The 13,474-nt window shown below is 59.6% G+C and carries 9 protein-coding genes; 6 read left to right on the forward strand and 3 right to left on the reverse strand.

Annotation, left to right across the window (positions count from 1 at the left end; translation table 11 throughout):
* The first annotated feature begins 34 nt into the window (after window positions 1–34).
* Complete coding sequence (locus tag NTD89_RS04460) at window positions 35–676, forward strand: DUF1345 domain-containing protein (RefSeq protein WP_106577860.1); 642 nt, start codon at window positions 35–37, stop codon at window positions 674–676.
* A gap of 72 nt (window positions 677–748) precedes the next feature.
* Here NTD89_RS04460 and NTD89_RS04465 read toward each other — a convergent pair whose 3' ends face one another.
* From NTD89_RS04465 to NTD89_RS04475, 3 genes are all read right to left on the reverse strand, one after another.
* Window positions 749–3,031 carry an autotransporter outer membrane beta-barrel domain-containing protein gene (locus NTD89_RS04465; RefSeq protein WP_410017201.1) on the reverse strand — a complete coding sequence of 761 codons (2,283 nt, stop codon included), beginning with the start codon at window positions 3,029–3,031 and terminating at the stop codon, window positions 749–751.
* A gap of 252 nt (window positions 3,032–3,283) precedes the next feature.
* Window positions 3,284–5,359 carry a hypothetical protein gene (locus NTD89_RS04470; protein WP_262206570.1) on the reverse strand — a complete coding sequence of 692 codons (2,076 nt, stop codon included), beginning with the start codon at window positions 5,357–5,359 and terminating at the stop codon, window positions 3,284–3,286.
* 132 nt (window positions 5,360–5,491) lie between these two features.
* Window positions 5,492–7,453: a hypothetical protein gene (locus tag NTD89_RS04475; protein WP_262206571.1), complete on the reverse strand. Its 1,962-nt coding sequence runs from the start codon at window positions 7,451–7,453 to the stop codon at window positions 5,492–5,494.
* 271 nt (window positions 7,454–7,724) lie between these two features.
* Here NTD89_RS04475 and NTD89_RS04480 point away from each other — a divergent pair, with 271 nt between their 5' ends.
* The 5 genes from NTD89_RS04480 (at window position 7,725) to NTD89_RS04500 (ending at window position 12,903) form a co-directional block, all read left to right on the forward strand.
* Complete coding sequence (locus tag NTD89_RS04480; protein ID WP_145165681.1) at window positions 7,725–8,783, forward strand: LacI family DNA-binding transcriptional regulator; 1,059 nt, start codon at window positions 7,725–7,727, stop codon at window positions 8,781–8,783.
* Between the two features lie 85 nt (window positions 8,784–8,868).
* Window positions 8,869–9,651 carry a sugar phosphate isomerase/epimerase family protein gene (locus NTD89_RS04485; RefSeq protein WP_262206572.1) on the forward strand — a complete coding sequence of 261 codons (783 nt, stop codon included), beginning with the start codon at window positions 8,869–8,871 and terminating at the stop codon, window positions 9,649–9,651.
* On the forward strand, window positions 9,644–10,585 hold the full coding sequence (locus NTD89_RS04490) for a sugar kinase (protein ID WP_262206573.1): 942 nt from the start codon (window positions 9,644–9,646) through the stop codon (window positions 10,583–10,585). Before NTD89_RS04485 ends, NTD89_RS04490 begins: the two co-directional genes overlap by 8 nt.
* A gap of 45 nt (window positions 10,586–10,630) precedes the next feature.
* Entirely contained in the window at window positions 10,631–11,929 is a 1,299-nt protein-coding gene (locus NTD89_RS04495) for an MFS transporter (RefSeq protein ID WP_106577856.1), read from the forward strand.
* Window positions 11,926–12,903, forward strand: a complete 978-nt coding sequence (locus NTD89_RS04500; RefSeq protein WP_262206574.1) for a 2-hydroxyacid dehydrogenase — start codon at window positions 11,926–11,928, stop codon at window positions 12,901–12,903. The genes NTD89_RS04495 and NTD89_RS04500 overlap by 4 nt, the downstream gene beginning before the upstream one ends.
* Window positions 12,904–13,474 lie beyond the last annotated feature (571 nt).

Raw genomic sequence — 13,474 nt, forward strand, 5'->3', positions numbered from 1 at the left:
ATGGTGCTCACAACCTCTCTTGTTGTGAGCACCTATGGCCTTCCTCGCCCGCACCCACCCTCGCCTTTCATCCGCCGCCGTACTCGGCCTTGCCGTGGGCATTCTGGCGCCTGCCGATACGCTGATCAGCAAAATCCTCATCGGCTGGAACGCCGGCGTCTGGACCTACCTGCTGCTGATGCTGTGGCTGGCGACCCGTGCTCGCGCCGACGACGTAAAACGCATCGCCGAGATTGAAGACGAAAACGCCGGGCTGGTGCTGTTCATGGTGTGCATTGCGGCAATTGCCAGCCTTGCGACCATCACGGTGAACCTGGTGGGCAGCAAAGACCTCGACAGCACAGCGCGCCTGCTGCACTACGGCTTTACCGGCATGACCGTGGTCGGCTCATGGTTGTTGACCGGGGTGATTTTCAGCGTGCACTACGCGCGCCTTTTCTACACCTGGGAGGGCGAGGAGCCGGCATTGCGTTTTGCCGAAGGGTTGCGCAACCCCAACTATTGGGACTTCCTGTACTTCTCGTTCACCATCGGCGTGGCGGTGCAAACAGCCGATGTGGGCGTGGCCACGCGCGGTCTGCGCAAAGTGGTGCTGGGCCAGTCGTTGATCGGTTTTTTGTTCAATACAGCGATTCTGGGTTTTTCGATCAACATTGCCGCAGGGTTGTTCAGTTAGGCCCGGCGTGCTGATCAGACGGGCGAAAAAAAGGGGAAGCCAAAGCTTCCCCTATCCACGTGCACACGTACTTTAGAAGGCGTACTGCAACCCTGCAGTTGCGCCCCAAGGCATGTCGTACGCCTTGCCTTTGCTGTGACTGACTTCGGCATGCAGGCTAAGGTTTTTCGACAACGAAACAGCCATGCCGCCCGCGACCTCGACGCTCGCGCCCGAGAGGTTGTTATTAAACCTCTGATCGTTGATGTACACCCGGTTGTCCGGGCTGAAATCACGCGCCGCCGCCGTGCGCAGGTACGGCTGCAGAATGCTGCCGCTGTCCAGCTGGACATTTTTGCCCAGGGTGACACCCACTTTGCCGATGGCTGACGTGGCACGATCGCTCTTTGCCTTCAGGCCGTTGTCCATGGTGTAGTTGGCGCCGCCAATGGCGGCAATGGACAACTGGGCAAACGGTTCAACATACAGGCCCTCATCATCGAGCTTGATGTTTCTGCCCACCTCGGCAGATGCGCTCACCGCATCTTGCGTGTATTTGCCTTTGGCACGTTGGCCGTCGCTCATGTTGACCTGGCTTTGGCCTTTGAGTTTGTTGACCTTGCCCACCAGGTCGACGTACACGCCGCTTTCTTCATCCAGCCAGGTTGCATAGGTACCCAGGTAGTAGCTGTTGACCATACCGCTGCTGCCACGGCTCAGGCCCAGGGTTGAGTTGCTGTAACCGCCCATGACACCCAGCGTCCACTGGCCATCACCCGCATCCAGCGCAGTATCGGCACCGATGGTCAGGCCGGTCTGGTTCTGTGAGTAGCCCACGCCGTTGCTGTTGGCCGCCACGTCAATCTTGTTGCCGTAGCCGCGCATCCACAGGCCCTGGCTCTTGCCCTGGCCAAAGCGGACTTCGCCCATGCGGGTGCGCAATATGCTCGACTCACCCACCAGTACCGCAGGTGCAGCGTTGGCCAATGCCAGCACGGCTTTGGCGCTGGTACTGGTGCCCTTTTTCTCGGTGTCCAGGTACCAGTCGGTGCCTTCCTGCTTGAGCCCATATTCGAAAGCGCCGACATCGACGGTATCGCCCACCAGCCCGAACCGGGCGCCGCCGCTTTCGGTGTGTACCACTTTGATGGCCTCACCGGTGGCCAACTCCGAGCCACTGGCGCCAATCAACAGTTGGTGATTGCCTTCGGCGTTGCCATTGACATTCAACAGGTCGGTCTCGCCGGTGTTGAAGTTGGTGTGCATTTTGAACGTGCCATTACCGGTCAGGTTATTGGTGTTCAGTTGGAAGAATTGGCCCGGGGCGCCAAAAACTACGTTGCCGCCGCCCATTTTCAGGGTGTTGACCTGGCTGTCACCCACCAGCACCCACTGGGCATTGCTGTTGACGTCGAGTTGCTCGACATTGCGCAACTGGCCGGTGAGCGAGGCATTGTTGTTGAGTTGCACCATGCCCGTGCCGCCCGCGCCAATGACCACGTCGCCGGTCAACTGGCTGTTGTCGACGAACAGGTTGGCGCTGGAGTTATTGTCCACTTGAAGCAGCACACCATTACCGCTGAGCAGGTTCGAACCGTTGAGAACCTGGATATCAGCCTTGGTGCTGTTGGTGAGCGGCGGATTGACCAGGATGGCTGAGCCGCTTTTGCCCTGAACCACGGAATTATCCAGGATCAAGGAGTTGGTCCGCGTCAGATCCCCCTCCATGCGCATATTGACGCCGTTCACCCCGCCAGTAATAAGGCTGTTATTGCGCGCCACAGCATCGGCATTAAGCAGTACCAAACCTATACCTGTCGCAGCCGTAGCGTCGACGCGGGCATTGTCCAGGTTCACCGTGCCGTAGCCGGCGGCGGAAATACCGCGAGTTGCACCGATAACACTGCTGTCTTTTACCGTGAGGGACGAACCATCCGTGCCGCCTGTCGTTCGGGTGACACTCACCCCCCAACCCGTGGCATTGGTGACCGTACTGTTATTGGTGATTAATGCACTGCTGTTACCCGCGACCGAAATGGCCTGGGTGATCGTGGGGCGCGCCGTTACCTGGGAGTTATCAACGACCACTTTCGATTGCAGTCGGGCTTCGATATCTAACGTTTTGCTGCCCGGCTCCAGCGTCAAACCGGCGTTAACCATTTGAATCTGCCGGGTCGTCGCACCGTGCGCAATCAAGCTTGATCCGCCAGACAGCACATAGTTATCAAGCGGCGTAGCGGCCGATATCGACGTATTGGGCAAAATGACTTGTGTTTGCGCGTGCGCAGTGGGAGCCACCAGGAACATTAACGTGACAGCCGGGGCTGACAACGCAAGGCTCAAGGGTGTTGGTTTGAAGTTAAATACTGCCGACATATAATGAACCTCTAGTTCCTGCACGAAACAATAGGGCGGGTTCCAAATCTGGTGGGGCCCAGCCCATTAAGCGGCGCCATGATTGACGAGCACTCGCTTAAAATCTGTAGGATTTCTCCCAATCAATCTGATAAAAATCAACAGCTGCTGTGGGGCTGCGGCGCCCTCTGCGCCTTTAAAGGAATCAATACAAAGTTGGGAGCACCAAAGAGGATGCCGCCCCTCTTTGGTAACTACCCCCTGTATTTAAAACTAAGCGGGCACCACGCCGCCGGCGCAATAGTTGGAACTTCCCGTGCCTGGACGGAAACCCCGCACACGATAATTGGCGGGAAGCGAAGGCACTGTTTGCCCCAGATATTGAGTATCAAAGGTTACTGTTGCCGAACCTTGGGTCAACAACGAGCGGTTGGCGTTGATCGGGTTAAACAAGACCGTAGAACTTACGTCAAATGTAAGGTCCCATCCAATACTGGCAGCCGAGGCGTCGGGCACTGTGAAAGTTCGAGACTCGGTGACCACGGACGGTGGTGTCTGGGTATTATTCTGGAACCCGACGAACGTCACGTTTATAAGTTGCCCCGCGCTCAAATAATCCGAGCCTGGAATATGAATGACCAGTCTGCCACTGTTAATCGGCCTCAGCGTGTCGCAGTTTAGCGTACCGGTATTATTAAGGACTCTCGGCGCTTCCATTCGCAAAATGACAGAGTCGACGATCACCGTTGTATTGACCGACACACTCGGGTTTGCACTGGCCGCCGACGTGATGGTGTAAGACGCCAACTGCGTAGGGCCGCCCAAGTTTCTGATGTCACTGAAGGGAATGGTGAAATCCACGAACCCACTGGCAGGCAGGGTCACGACATTCTGCGCTTGCAGACGGCCACCATAATTCAAGGTCACCGTGAACGGCAGTGAGTCGGCGGGCAACGCGGGCGTCGTCCACAATGGAATTCGAGCCCTTGCTGCCAGATTTACGTCATCAGCCTCCAGATGGTTATCAGGCCCGAATGTGCCCCCGGCGCGCATCGCCTGGACCACCACTGGCGACAGGTTGGGATTCAAGTTCCCAGGCCCCACGATCACCGGCCCCACAGGCCCAACGATAGACAGGTCCAGATCGAACGGTGTTTCCAAAGGCGGCGTCGGATAGGTGGTTGCGCCGCGACGCACGACGTACGAAGCCGTGACAGGCACCCGGTTCTTGCCGGGGGTTTGAGGCCCGTACAGCGTATCCACATTGGCCGCAGTGAACAGAGCCGGCACCGGGAATGCAGTGGTGCCCAGCGCCACCGTGACCGGAATTGAGGCGAACGCTGAGCTCAGCGTGACGACGATTTCATCTGTAGGGCGCAGCGCATTCGTGTAGCTGGGAACCAGCACTCGCACGCCGCCTCCCGACACCACATCAGCACGGTCAATCAGGCCGTCGCCGGGCACTGCCAGTTCAACTGTTGGCGCAGAAAACTCGGTGGGCAATGGCGCCTGTGCCAGGTCTGCCAAATCCAGGCTGTACGAGAGCTCGGAGGGGTTGCCGGCCACGTCAAACAGGCGGTAGCGCATACTATAGTTGCCCCTGCGCTCAGCCGCGACAACACTTGCCGGCAACGGAAGCGTCAGGGGCACAGCCGGATCAATCCGGAATTTCGTTTCCGGGTTAGGCGGCGCAAACGCGTAAGGCTTATCCGAAGAGCCGAAAAACATTTCGACGTAATCGCCATCGGACAACCCGTTTTGCGCATCATAGGGAATCGGAAACAGCGCCGTCTGGTTTGGCTGACTCTGAATATAGGCAAGGTCCAGAGGCCCGACCAAGCCCACCGGCAGCGAGGGTTCCGGCGGATTGACGCGGGGGCGGTCGTAGGGAGACGTCTCGTCGACGACCAGCAGCTGCGGGACTGAAAAGTTATCGACGCCCGAGTCGGCGATGAGCACCCGGTACCTGACCAAATACACACCAGGGGGACGATAGGCTTGTGGTATTGCCACCGGTACAGGGTCGGGTTGATTTGTCAGTCGACGTTGAAACCGGGTGCTGCTGGAGCCGAAATAGGCATCTTCGGCCTCTACATCCAAACCACTCAGATCCAGGTACGGAGCAATCTCGACAGTTAATACATCCATCGCCGCAGGGTCGGTACTTGCGCCGTCCCACAGGGGAATATTCAAATTGGTGGACTGTCCTTTTGAAGCCGCACGCGTCAGCAACCCCGTGTATCCAATCACTTGGTCAGCAAACACGCCAAGTTGAAATCTTTCGGGCGTGTAATCGGAGGGCGCCCTAGGTACAAAAGCATCTATGATTTGTCTGTTTGTAAGTTCCATTATCTTGCTCCGGACAGTTGAACCGCTAAGACCAAAATGCGCTTCGCCAAGTGAATAAACTTTGTTTATCCACCACGAAGCCTTACCGTAAAAAGCCAAATACCTAATGCACACATGACACACACCGATGATTCAACCCGACACGATTCCATTCGCAGAACAATACCGACCTGTACCGTAGGTCAAATCAACTCTGACTCGTCCCGGGAGTGACTCGCCAACTTTCACACCCTCACGCCATACTTCATAACTGCCGGTCGCCGACCCGTACTTGCGCACCGGCAGCAGCGTCATATCAAACGAATCCAGAACAATAACTGCACCGGCCACTGTATGTGCGGGCTCCCATAACAGTGACCGAGTGACGACAACGCTTGTATTTAATGTGCTCCAGTTATTCTCATTGAAGCCTTGCCACACAAACTTGACCATGTCGCCCACCCGTAACGCGGGGTTGGGCGTTATTAACCATCGCACGCCATCTTTCAACATTGACCAGGGCACACCGTTAACCGGGTTGGTTTGCGAACTGCAGGTCAAGTAACCATTGGTCAGCGTGTGCTGTATAACCGGTGCAGGCAGTGGGACAAGCTGGGTATTCACATTGGTAACGGGGGAGCGTTGCTCGTTAAAGCCGTTCGTGGTGGTGTAATGCACCGCGTACACCGCGCCAGTGCCGCCACTGATCACGGACCACGGCACGTCGCTGAAAAACACCCAGCTACCGGCACTATCAGCGGCGCTCACAGCATAGGTGGCCACCGGGCCCACCCCGTTCCAGTAAAGGCTCAGCGAGTCGCCCACACGGGGCGTATCAAACAGCCGCACTCGCACGCGCACGGGGTAACCTCGGTCCGCATCAACCAGTGTGTTGGTGCCTGTGCGGCCCACAATTTCCACCGGCGCCAACGTCGGGTTCAGCAATGCCGGTGCATTGGCGTGATCCTGGCCGGCGATCGTCAGGTTCACGTTGACGGAAAGCGACTTGGACGACGTCGGCAAAGGGTTGAGCCCGTAGATTTCGTAGCGCACCGCTACGGTCTGTGCCGCCAGAACCGGACTCGGCCCCCTGAGTACCGTCCAGGGAATGTCCACGTCGAATGGCAATTGCGTCACCAGGCGGCGCGTGGTTGGCCGGTCATCCCAATACACAATCACTTCATGCCTGGCAGCGGCGGACCAGCCCGGGTAGCTGTCTATGCGCACGAACACCCCGCCGCCTTCATCCACGCGAGCGTCATTGCGCTTGATCAACTCATCGTTGTAGATCGGAGGACGAATGCTCGGCGCGGGCAGCCCCAGGGACAGCACAAAAGGCAGCCCGCTGCTCAACGTGCTGAAATTGCCGGCCTCGTCATAAATTCGATAGAACAGGTACCCAGGGCCATTGTTCAGGTCGCGAAACGCATCTGAGTTCAAGGTTGCCGTGGGGGGCGTGGTGCTGAAATTTACCAGCGAGCCGCCGTCCGCCAGCTTCAACGGCGGCGCGGGCGAATTGGATAAAAAGAATTCAATACGGTCATTGGGCGCCCCGATGTTGTAGACCGGAATGTAAAAAGCCGTGGGCTGATTGTCGGTCAAATACTGAGCGTTGATCGCCGGCTCTGGCGGCACGACAAAGCGTGCCATGTCCGTCGGGGCGATCAATTTTGGCGGTTCCAGGTCGATCGTGATCGTCACTGGCAAACTGGTGCTCTGCCCGCCGACGTTGCGGACGGTGTAGTAAAGGCGTGCAATTCGAGTGCGGCTGCGCAGGTTGAGCATGCTGATTTCACGCTCAAAAAACGCCGGAATATCCGGTGGTGGCGGCCCGATCAGGAACCGGTCGAGAAGTCTGATGCCATCATCGCTCTCCCACCAAAGTTCACACGTATGCACCGGATCTGCCGGGTCACCCGGGACAGCAGGCGTTGGCATCGGCTCCCAGGCGGGGATACGCACCTTCAACGGGCTGAGCAGCAGTTGAAGCGGCACAACCCCTCTGCCGTCGGTGGTCACAACACCTGGGACCGTAACGGGATCCAAGCCGTCGCCAATGACAGCCAGTTTGGTTAAAGGCCGGGAACGCGTGTAGGGCTTTCGGATAGTTGACATGTTCCGGCCTCAGGAAAAGTTTCAGCACGGCGAGTCACGAGAGCAAGGTCTTCGCGCCTGCCATGGAAAAATTAAACGCCTAAAGCCTGCGCGCGGATACTGTCAGAACTAACAGGTAGGCCCATCCACTCGTCGTTTTTTTCAGCGTTGTGCACGCGTCTATTTCTAAATATTCCTTGACGAAAGGCGCCGCCTGGCATTTTATGAAACCGGTTTCAGAGCCTGTCTCAGGCGGTGAAACGGCTAACTCCAATAAGAAAGGCCCGTAATCGTGACTCCATTTTCCGCCGCCCAGCGCAGCCGCGTGACCATGCTTGACGTTGCCGAGCGCGCCGGTGTGTCCAAAGCCAGCGTGTCGCGCTTTATCGGTGATGACCGCGCCCTGCTCTCCGACGCCATCGCGCAGCGTATCGAACAGGCCATCAGCGAACTTGGCTACCGCCCCAACCAGATGGCCCGTGGTTTGAAACGTGGGCGCACACGCCTGATCGGCATGCTGGTGGCCGATATCCGCAACCCCTATTCCATTGCCGTGATGCATGGCGTCGAAACCGCCTGCCGCAAGCACGGCTACAGCCTGGTGGTGTGCAACACCGACCGCGATGACGAGCAGGAGCGCCAGCATTTGGCAGCCCTGCGCTCGTACAACATCGAAGGGCTGATCGTGAACACCCTCGGCCATCACCTTGACCAACTGCTGCAACTGCAGCAGGAAATGCCGCTGGTGCTGGTGGACCGCAAGGTCGAGCCATTGCACAGCGACCTGGTGGGGCTGGACAACGCCGCAGCGGTGCGCATCGCCGTCGAACATTTGCAACAGCAGGGTTATCGCGACGTGTTGCTGGTCAGCGAAGCTGCCGATGGCACCAGTTCACGCCTGGAGCGCCAGGCCAGTTTCAAGGCCGAGATCGCCAGCCGCCCAGGGCTGACCGGCGCGGTACTGGAACTGGACGACGCGCTGCAAAGCCGCTTGCAAGCCTTCGTTGCCACGCCCGGCCCGAAAGCGCTGTTCTGCGCCAACGGTATTGCCGCGCTGGCCTGTACCCGTGCGCTCAAGGCTTCAGGCTGCCGGCTGTTTGAGGATGTCGGCTTGATCGCCCTGGATGATCTGGACTGGTACCCGCTGGTGGGCAATGGCATTACCGCCCTCGCCCAGCCTACTGAAGCGATCGGCGCCAGTGCCTTCGACTGCCTGCTCAAACGCCTGCGCGGCGATGATGCGCCGACGCGCACCCTGGATTTTTTGCCGGAATTAATCATCCGTGGTTCCACACAATCCCTTGTGGGAGCTGGCTTGCCTGCGATGACGGTTTACCAGGCGAAGCCGTAGTCGCCTGACACACCGCCATCGCAGGCAAGCCGCTCCCATATTGTTTTGCGTATAAAAATGAAACCGGTTTCAGAGGTAAACAACAATGCACAAATACCCCGTCTCCATCAGCCTTTCCAGCTACGGCGCCGAGCTTGTTCGCCAACAGGGCCAACTGAGTTTTGTCGACGTGCTGAGCGCTGCCGGCGCCCAACGCATCGAATGGCGTGAAGAACTGCTGACCACCGAACACCCGACCACACTGGCCCAGGCTGCGGCCGCGCATGGCCTGGAATCGGTGTACTCCTCGCCGCTGGAACTGTGGGTCGCCGGCCGCGCCCAGCCCAACGCCGAGCTGAATGACACCCTCGACCGCGCTCAGGCATTCGGCGCGCGCTGGCTGAAAGTCTCCCTCGGCTACTTCACCGACACCAACGACCTGCAAAGCCTGCACGCCCTGCTCAACCGGCACCCGGTGCAACTGCTGGTGGAAAACGACCAGACCCTGCACGGCGGACGGATCGAGCCGATGCAGCGGTTCTTCACCGAGGTCGAGCGCCTGGGCCTGCCCGTCAAGATGACGTTCGACATCGGCAACTGGCAATGGCAAGACCAGTCCGCCCTCACCGCGGCACGTTTGCTCGGTCGGCACGTGGATTACCTGCACTGCAAGGCCGTGGCCCGGCGCCAGGATGGCAAGCTGGTGGCCCTGCCGCCCGGCGCCACCGACCTGCATCTGTGGGAACAACTGCTCAAGCATATGACCCAAGGTATTACCCGGGCCGTGGAATTCCCGTTGCAGGGTGATGACCTGATCGAGGTCACCGCGCAACAGGTCGCCGCCCTCGCCGTCCTTGGCCAACCGCGTGCGGAGAATGCCCATGTCTGAGATCGATATCCTGTCGTTTGGTGAAACCATGGCGATGTTTGTCGCCGAGCAGACCGGCGATCTGGCCCAGGTGGCTCAGTTCCACAAACGCATTGCCGGCGCCGACAGCAATGTCGCCATTGGCCTGTCGCGCCTGGGGTTCAATGTGGCCTGGCTGAGCCGGGTGGGGAATGATTCCCTCGGGCGTTTTGTGGTCGACACGCTGAAAAAGGAAGGCCTGGATTGCCGGCATGTGGCGGTCGATCCCTTGCACCCCACCGGCTTTCAGTTCAAGTCCCGCGAAGAGGCCGGCGCAGACCCTCAAGTGGAATACTTCCGCAAAGGCTCGGCGGCCAGCCACCTGTCCATCGCCGCCATCAGCCCCACGCTGCTGCAGGCGCGTCACCTGCACGCCACCGGCATTCCGCCGGCGTTGTCCGAGGCCACCCGTGAGCTGTCCCGCGAGCTGATGACACAGATGCGCAAAGCCGGGCACAGCGTGTCGTTCGACCCCAACCTGCGCCCATCGTTATGGGCCAGCCAGGCGCAGATGATCGCCGAAATCAACGCCCTTGCCGCCATGGCGGATTGGGTCTTGCCGGGTTTGAGCGAAGGTCGCTTGCTCACAGGCTTTGAAGACCCGGCGGACATCGCCGCGTTCTACCTCGACCAGGGCGCCGAGGCCGTGGCCATCAAGCTCGGGCCGGACGGCGCCTATTACCGCACCCAGATGGACCAGGGCTTCGTTGCCGCCGTGCCGGTGGAAAAAGTCGTCGACACCGTCGGCGCCGGCGATGGTTTTGCCGTCGGCATGATCAGCGCCCTGCTGGAAAACCTCAGCTTCCCCGAAGCGGTACAGCGCGGCAACTGGATCGGCAGCCGCGCCGTGCAGAGCCGCGGCGACATGGAAGGTTTGCCCACCCGTGCGGAGTTACCCACTCGATCCGTTGCATGACTTACACCCTGTTGCCACAACTACAACAAGCTCAGGAGCAACTCCATGGATACCTTGAAACTCGCCACCCGCCGCTGGTGGTACATCATGCCTATCGTGTTTATCACCTACAGCCTGGCGTACCTGGACCGCGCCAACTACGGCTTCGCCGCCGCCTCCGGGATGGCCGAAGACCTGATGATCACCCCCGGCATGTCCTCGCTGCTGGGCGCGCTGTTCTTCCTCGGCTACTTTTTCTTCCAGGTGCCGGGGGCGATCTACGCGCAAAAGCGCAGCGTTAAAAAGCTGATTTTTGTCAGCCTGATCCTCTGGGGCGGCCTTGCCACCCTGACCGGCGTGGTGTCCAACGCCTACATGCTGATCGCCATTCGCTTCATGCTTGGGGTGGTCGAAGCCGCCGTGATGCCGGCGATGCTGGTGTACCTGTGCCACTGGTTCACGCGGGCCGAACGCTCGCGCGCCAATACCTTCCTGATCCTCGGCAACCCGGTGACCATGCTGTGGATGTCAGTGGTGTCGGGCTATCTGGTGCAGCATTTCAGCTGGCGCTGGATGTTTATCATCGAAGGCATACCGGCGGTGATCTGGGCGTTTATCTGGTGGAAGCTGGCGGATGAAAAACCCGCCGACGCCAAGTGGCTGAGTGAGCAGCACAAAAAAGACCTGGAAAGCGCGCTGGCCGCCGAGCAAGTCGGGATCAAGGCGGTGAAGAACTACGCCGAGGCCTTCCGCTCGCCCAAGGTGATCATCCTGGCGCTGCAGTTTTTCTGCTGGAGCATCGGCGTTTACGGCTTTGTGCTGTGGCTGCCGTCGATCCTCAAGGCCGGCCTGCAAATGGACATGGTCGAAGCCGGCTGGCTGTCAGCATTGCCTTACCTGGCGGCGGTGATCGGCATGCTTGCGGTGTCCTGGGGCTCGGACAAACTGCAAAAACGTAAACGCTTTGTGTGGCCACCCCTGCTGATTGCCTCCATTGCGTTCTACGCCTCCTACGCGTTGGGCGCTGAACACTTCTGGTGGTCCTACAGCCTGCTGGTCATCGCCGGCGCCTGCATGTATGCGCCCTACGGGCCGTTCTTTGCCATCGTGCCGGAGATCCTGCCGGCCAACGTCGCCGGCGGCGCCATGGCGCTGATCAACAGCATGGGCGCGCTGGGCTCGTTCGGCGGTTCGTACCTGGTGGGTTACCTCAACAGCACCACCGGTTCGCCTGGCGCTTCGTACCTGCTGATGAGCGGTGCGCTGATGCTGTCGGTGGTGTTGACGATTTTCCTCAAGCCCGGCGCCAGCGACCGTGAACGCGCGCCGATGCCGACCCTTGGATTGAAGGTGAAAACCCGATGAAAAAGTCTGTCGTTTTATACAAGAAACTCTCTGCGCCCTTGATGGCCCGCCTGCACGAGCAGGCCGACGTCACGCTGATCGAAGCCCTCGACGAACCCGGCCTGGCCAAGCTGCGTGAGGCCTTGCCCCGCGCCCAGGGCCTGCTGGGTGCCAGCCTGCGCCTGGACGCCAAGCTGCTCGACCTGGCGCCACACCTTGAAGCGGTGGCCAGCGTCTCGGTGGGTGTCGACAACTACGACATCGACTACCTGACCCAACGCGGCATCCTGCTCAGTAACACGCCGGACGTGCTCACCGAAACCACCGCCGATACCGGTTTTGCGCTGATCCTGGCCACGGCGCGCCGGGTGGTGGAGCTGGCCGACATGGTGCGGGCCGGCCAATGGAGCAAGAACATCGGCCCGTCCCATTTCGGCACCGACGTGCATGGCAAAACCCTCGGTATCATCGGCATGGGCCGCATCGGCGAAGCCTTGGCCCAACGCGGGCATTTTGGTTTTGGCATGCCGGTGATCTACCACAGCCACTCGCCCAAGCCGTTGGTAGAAGAACGCTTCGGCGCGCAGTACCGCAGCCTGGTGGATTTGCTCAAGGAAGCCGACTTTGTCTGCCTGACCTTGCCGCTGACTGCCGAAACCGAGAAGCTGATCGGCGCTGAAGAGTTTGCACTGATGGGCCCGGAGACGATCTTTATCAACATCTCGCGCGGCAAAGTGGTGGACGAGGCGGCGCTGGTTCAGGCGCTGCAGCAACGCACGATTCGGGCAGCGGGCCTGGACGTGTTCGAGCGTGAGCCGTTGAACCACGATTCACCCCTGTTGCGCTTGAACAATGTGGTGGCCACGCCGCACATCGGCTCGGCGACCCATGAAACACGCGAAGCGATGGCTAAATGTGCGGTGGACAACCTGCTGGCGGCGCTGGCCGGCGACCGCCCGAAAAACCTCGTGAACCCGGCTGCCTGGAAACACTGATTCCTGAGCCTTGCAAAGACCCAAAGTGGGAGCTGGCTTGCCTGCGATGCAGACCCCTCGGTACATCAGGTGTACCCAGTGGATGCCTTCGCAGGCAAGCCAGCTCCCACATGTGACCGAGTACACCCGCTACCTGGTGCACTGCACTTTAAAAGGTGGGAGCGGGCTTGCCCGCGATGGCGTTGGGTCAGTGCCGAATATGCAAACTGACACACTGCATTCGCGGGCAAGCCCGCTCCCACATTGACTGTGTTCATCCAACCTAGCTTGCTGTGTAAACCCAATCTCTGTGGGAGCCGGGCTTGCCCGCGATGGCGGTGGATCAGTGCCACATGTGCAATCCGACACACTGCATTCGCGGGCAAGCCCGCTCCCACATTGACCGTGTTCATCCAACGTAGCTTGCTGTGTAAACCCAATCGCTGTGGGAGCCGGGCTTGCCCGCGATGGCGGTGGGTCAGTGCCACATGTGCAATCCGACACACTGCATTCGCGGGCAAGCCCGCTCCCACATTGACCGTGTTCATCCAACCTAGCTTGTTGTGTAAACCCAATCGCTGTGGGTGCGGGC

The sequence above is a fragment of the Pseudomonas sp. 14P_5.3_Bac1 genome (genome assembly GCF_025466135.1).
Lineage (GTDB): Bacteria > Pseudomonadota > Gammaproteobacteria > Pseudomonadales > Pseudomonadaceae > Aquipseudomonas.

Excerpts from the sequence above, each read along its gene's own strand:
- NTD89_RS04460 (WP_106577860.1), top strand. The coding sequence starts at position 35 with ATGGCCTTCCTCGCCCGCACCCACCCTCGCCTTTCATCCGCCGCCGTA.
- NTD89_RS04465 (WP_410017201.1), bottom strand. The coding sequence starts at position 3,031 with ATGTCGGCAGTATTTAACTTCAAACCAACACCCTTGAGCCTTGCGTTG.
- NTD89_RS04470 (WP_262206570.1), bottom strand. The coding sequence starts at position 5,359 with ATGGAACTTACAAACAGACAAATCATAGATGCTTTTGTACCTAGGGCG.
- NTD89_RS04475 (WP_262206571.1), bottom strand. The coding sequence starts at position 7,453 with ATGTCAACTATCCGAAAGCCCTACACGCGTTCCCGGCCTTTAACCAAA.
- NTD89_RS04485 (WP_262206572.1), top strand. The coding sequence starts at position 8,869 with ATGCACAAATACCCCGTCTCCATCAGCCTTTCCAGCTACGGCGCCGAG.
- NTD89_RS04490 (WP_262206573.1), top strand. The coding sequence starts at position 9,644 with ATGTCTGAGATCGATATCCTGTCGTTTGGTGAAACCATGGCGATGTTT.
- NTD89_RS04495 (WP_106577856.1), top strand. The coding sequence starts at position 10,631 with ATGGATACCTTGAAACTCGCCACCCGCCGCTGGTGGTACATCATGCCT.
- NTD89_RS04500 (WP_262206574.1), top strand. The coding sequence starts at position 11,926 with ATGAAAAAGTCTGTCGTTTTATACAAGAAACTCTCTGCGCCCTTGATG.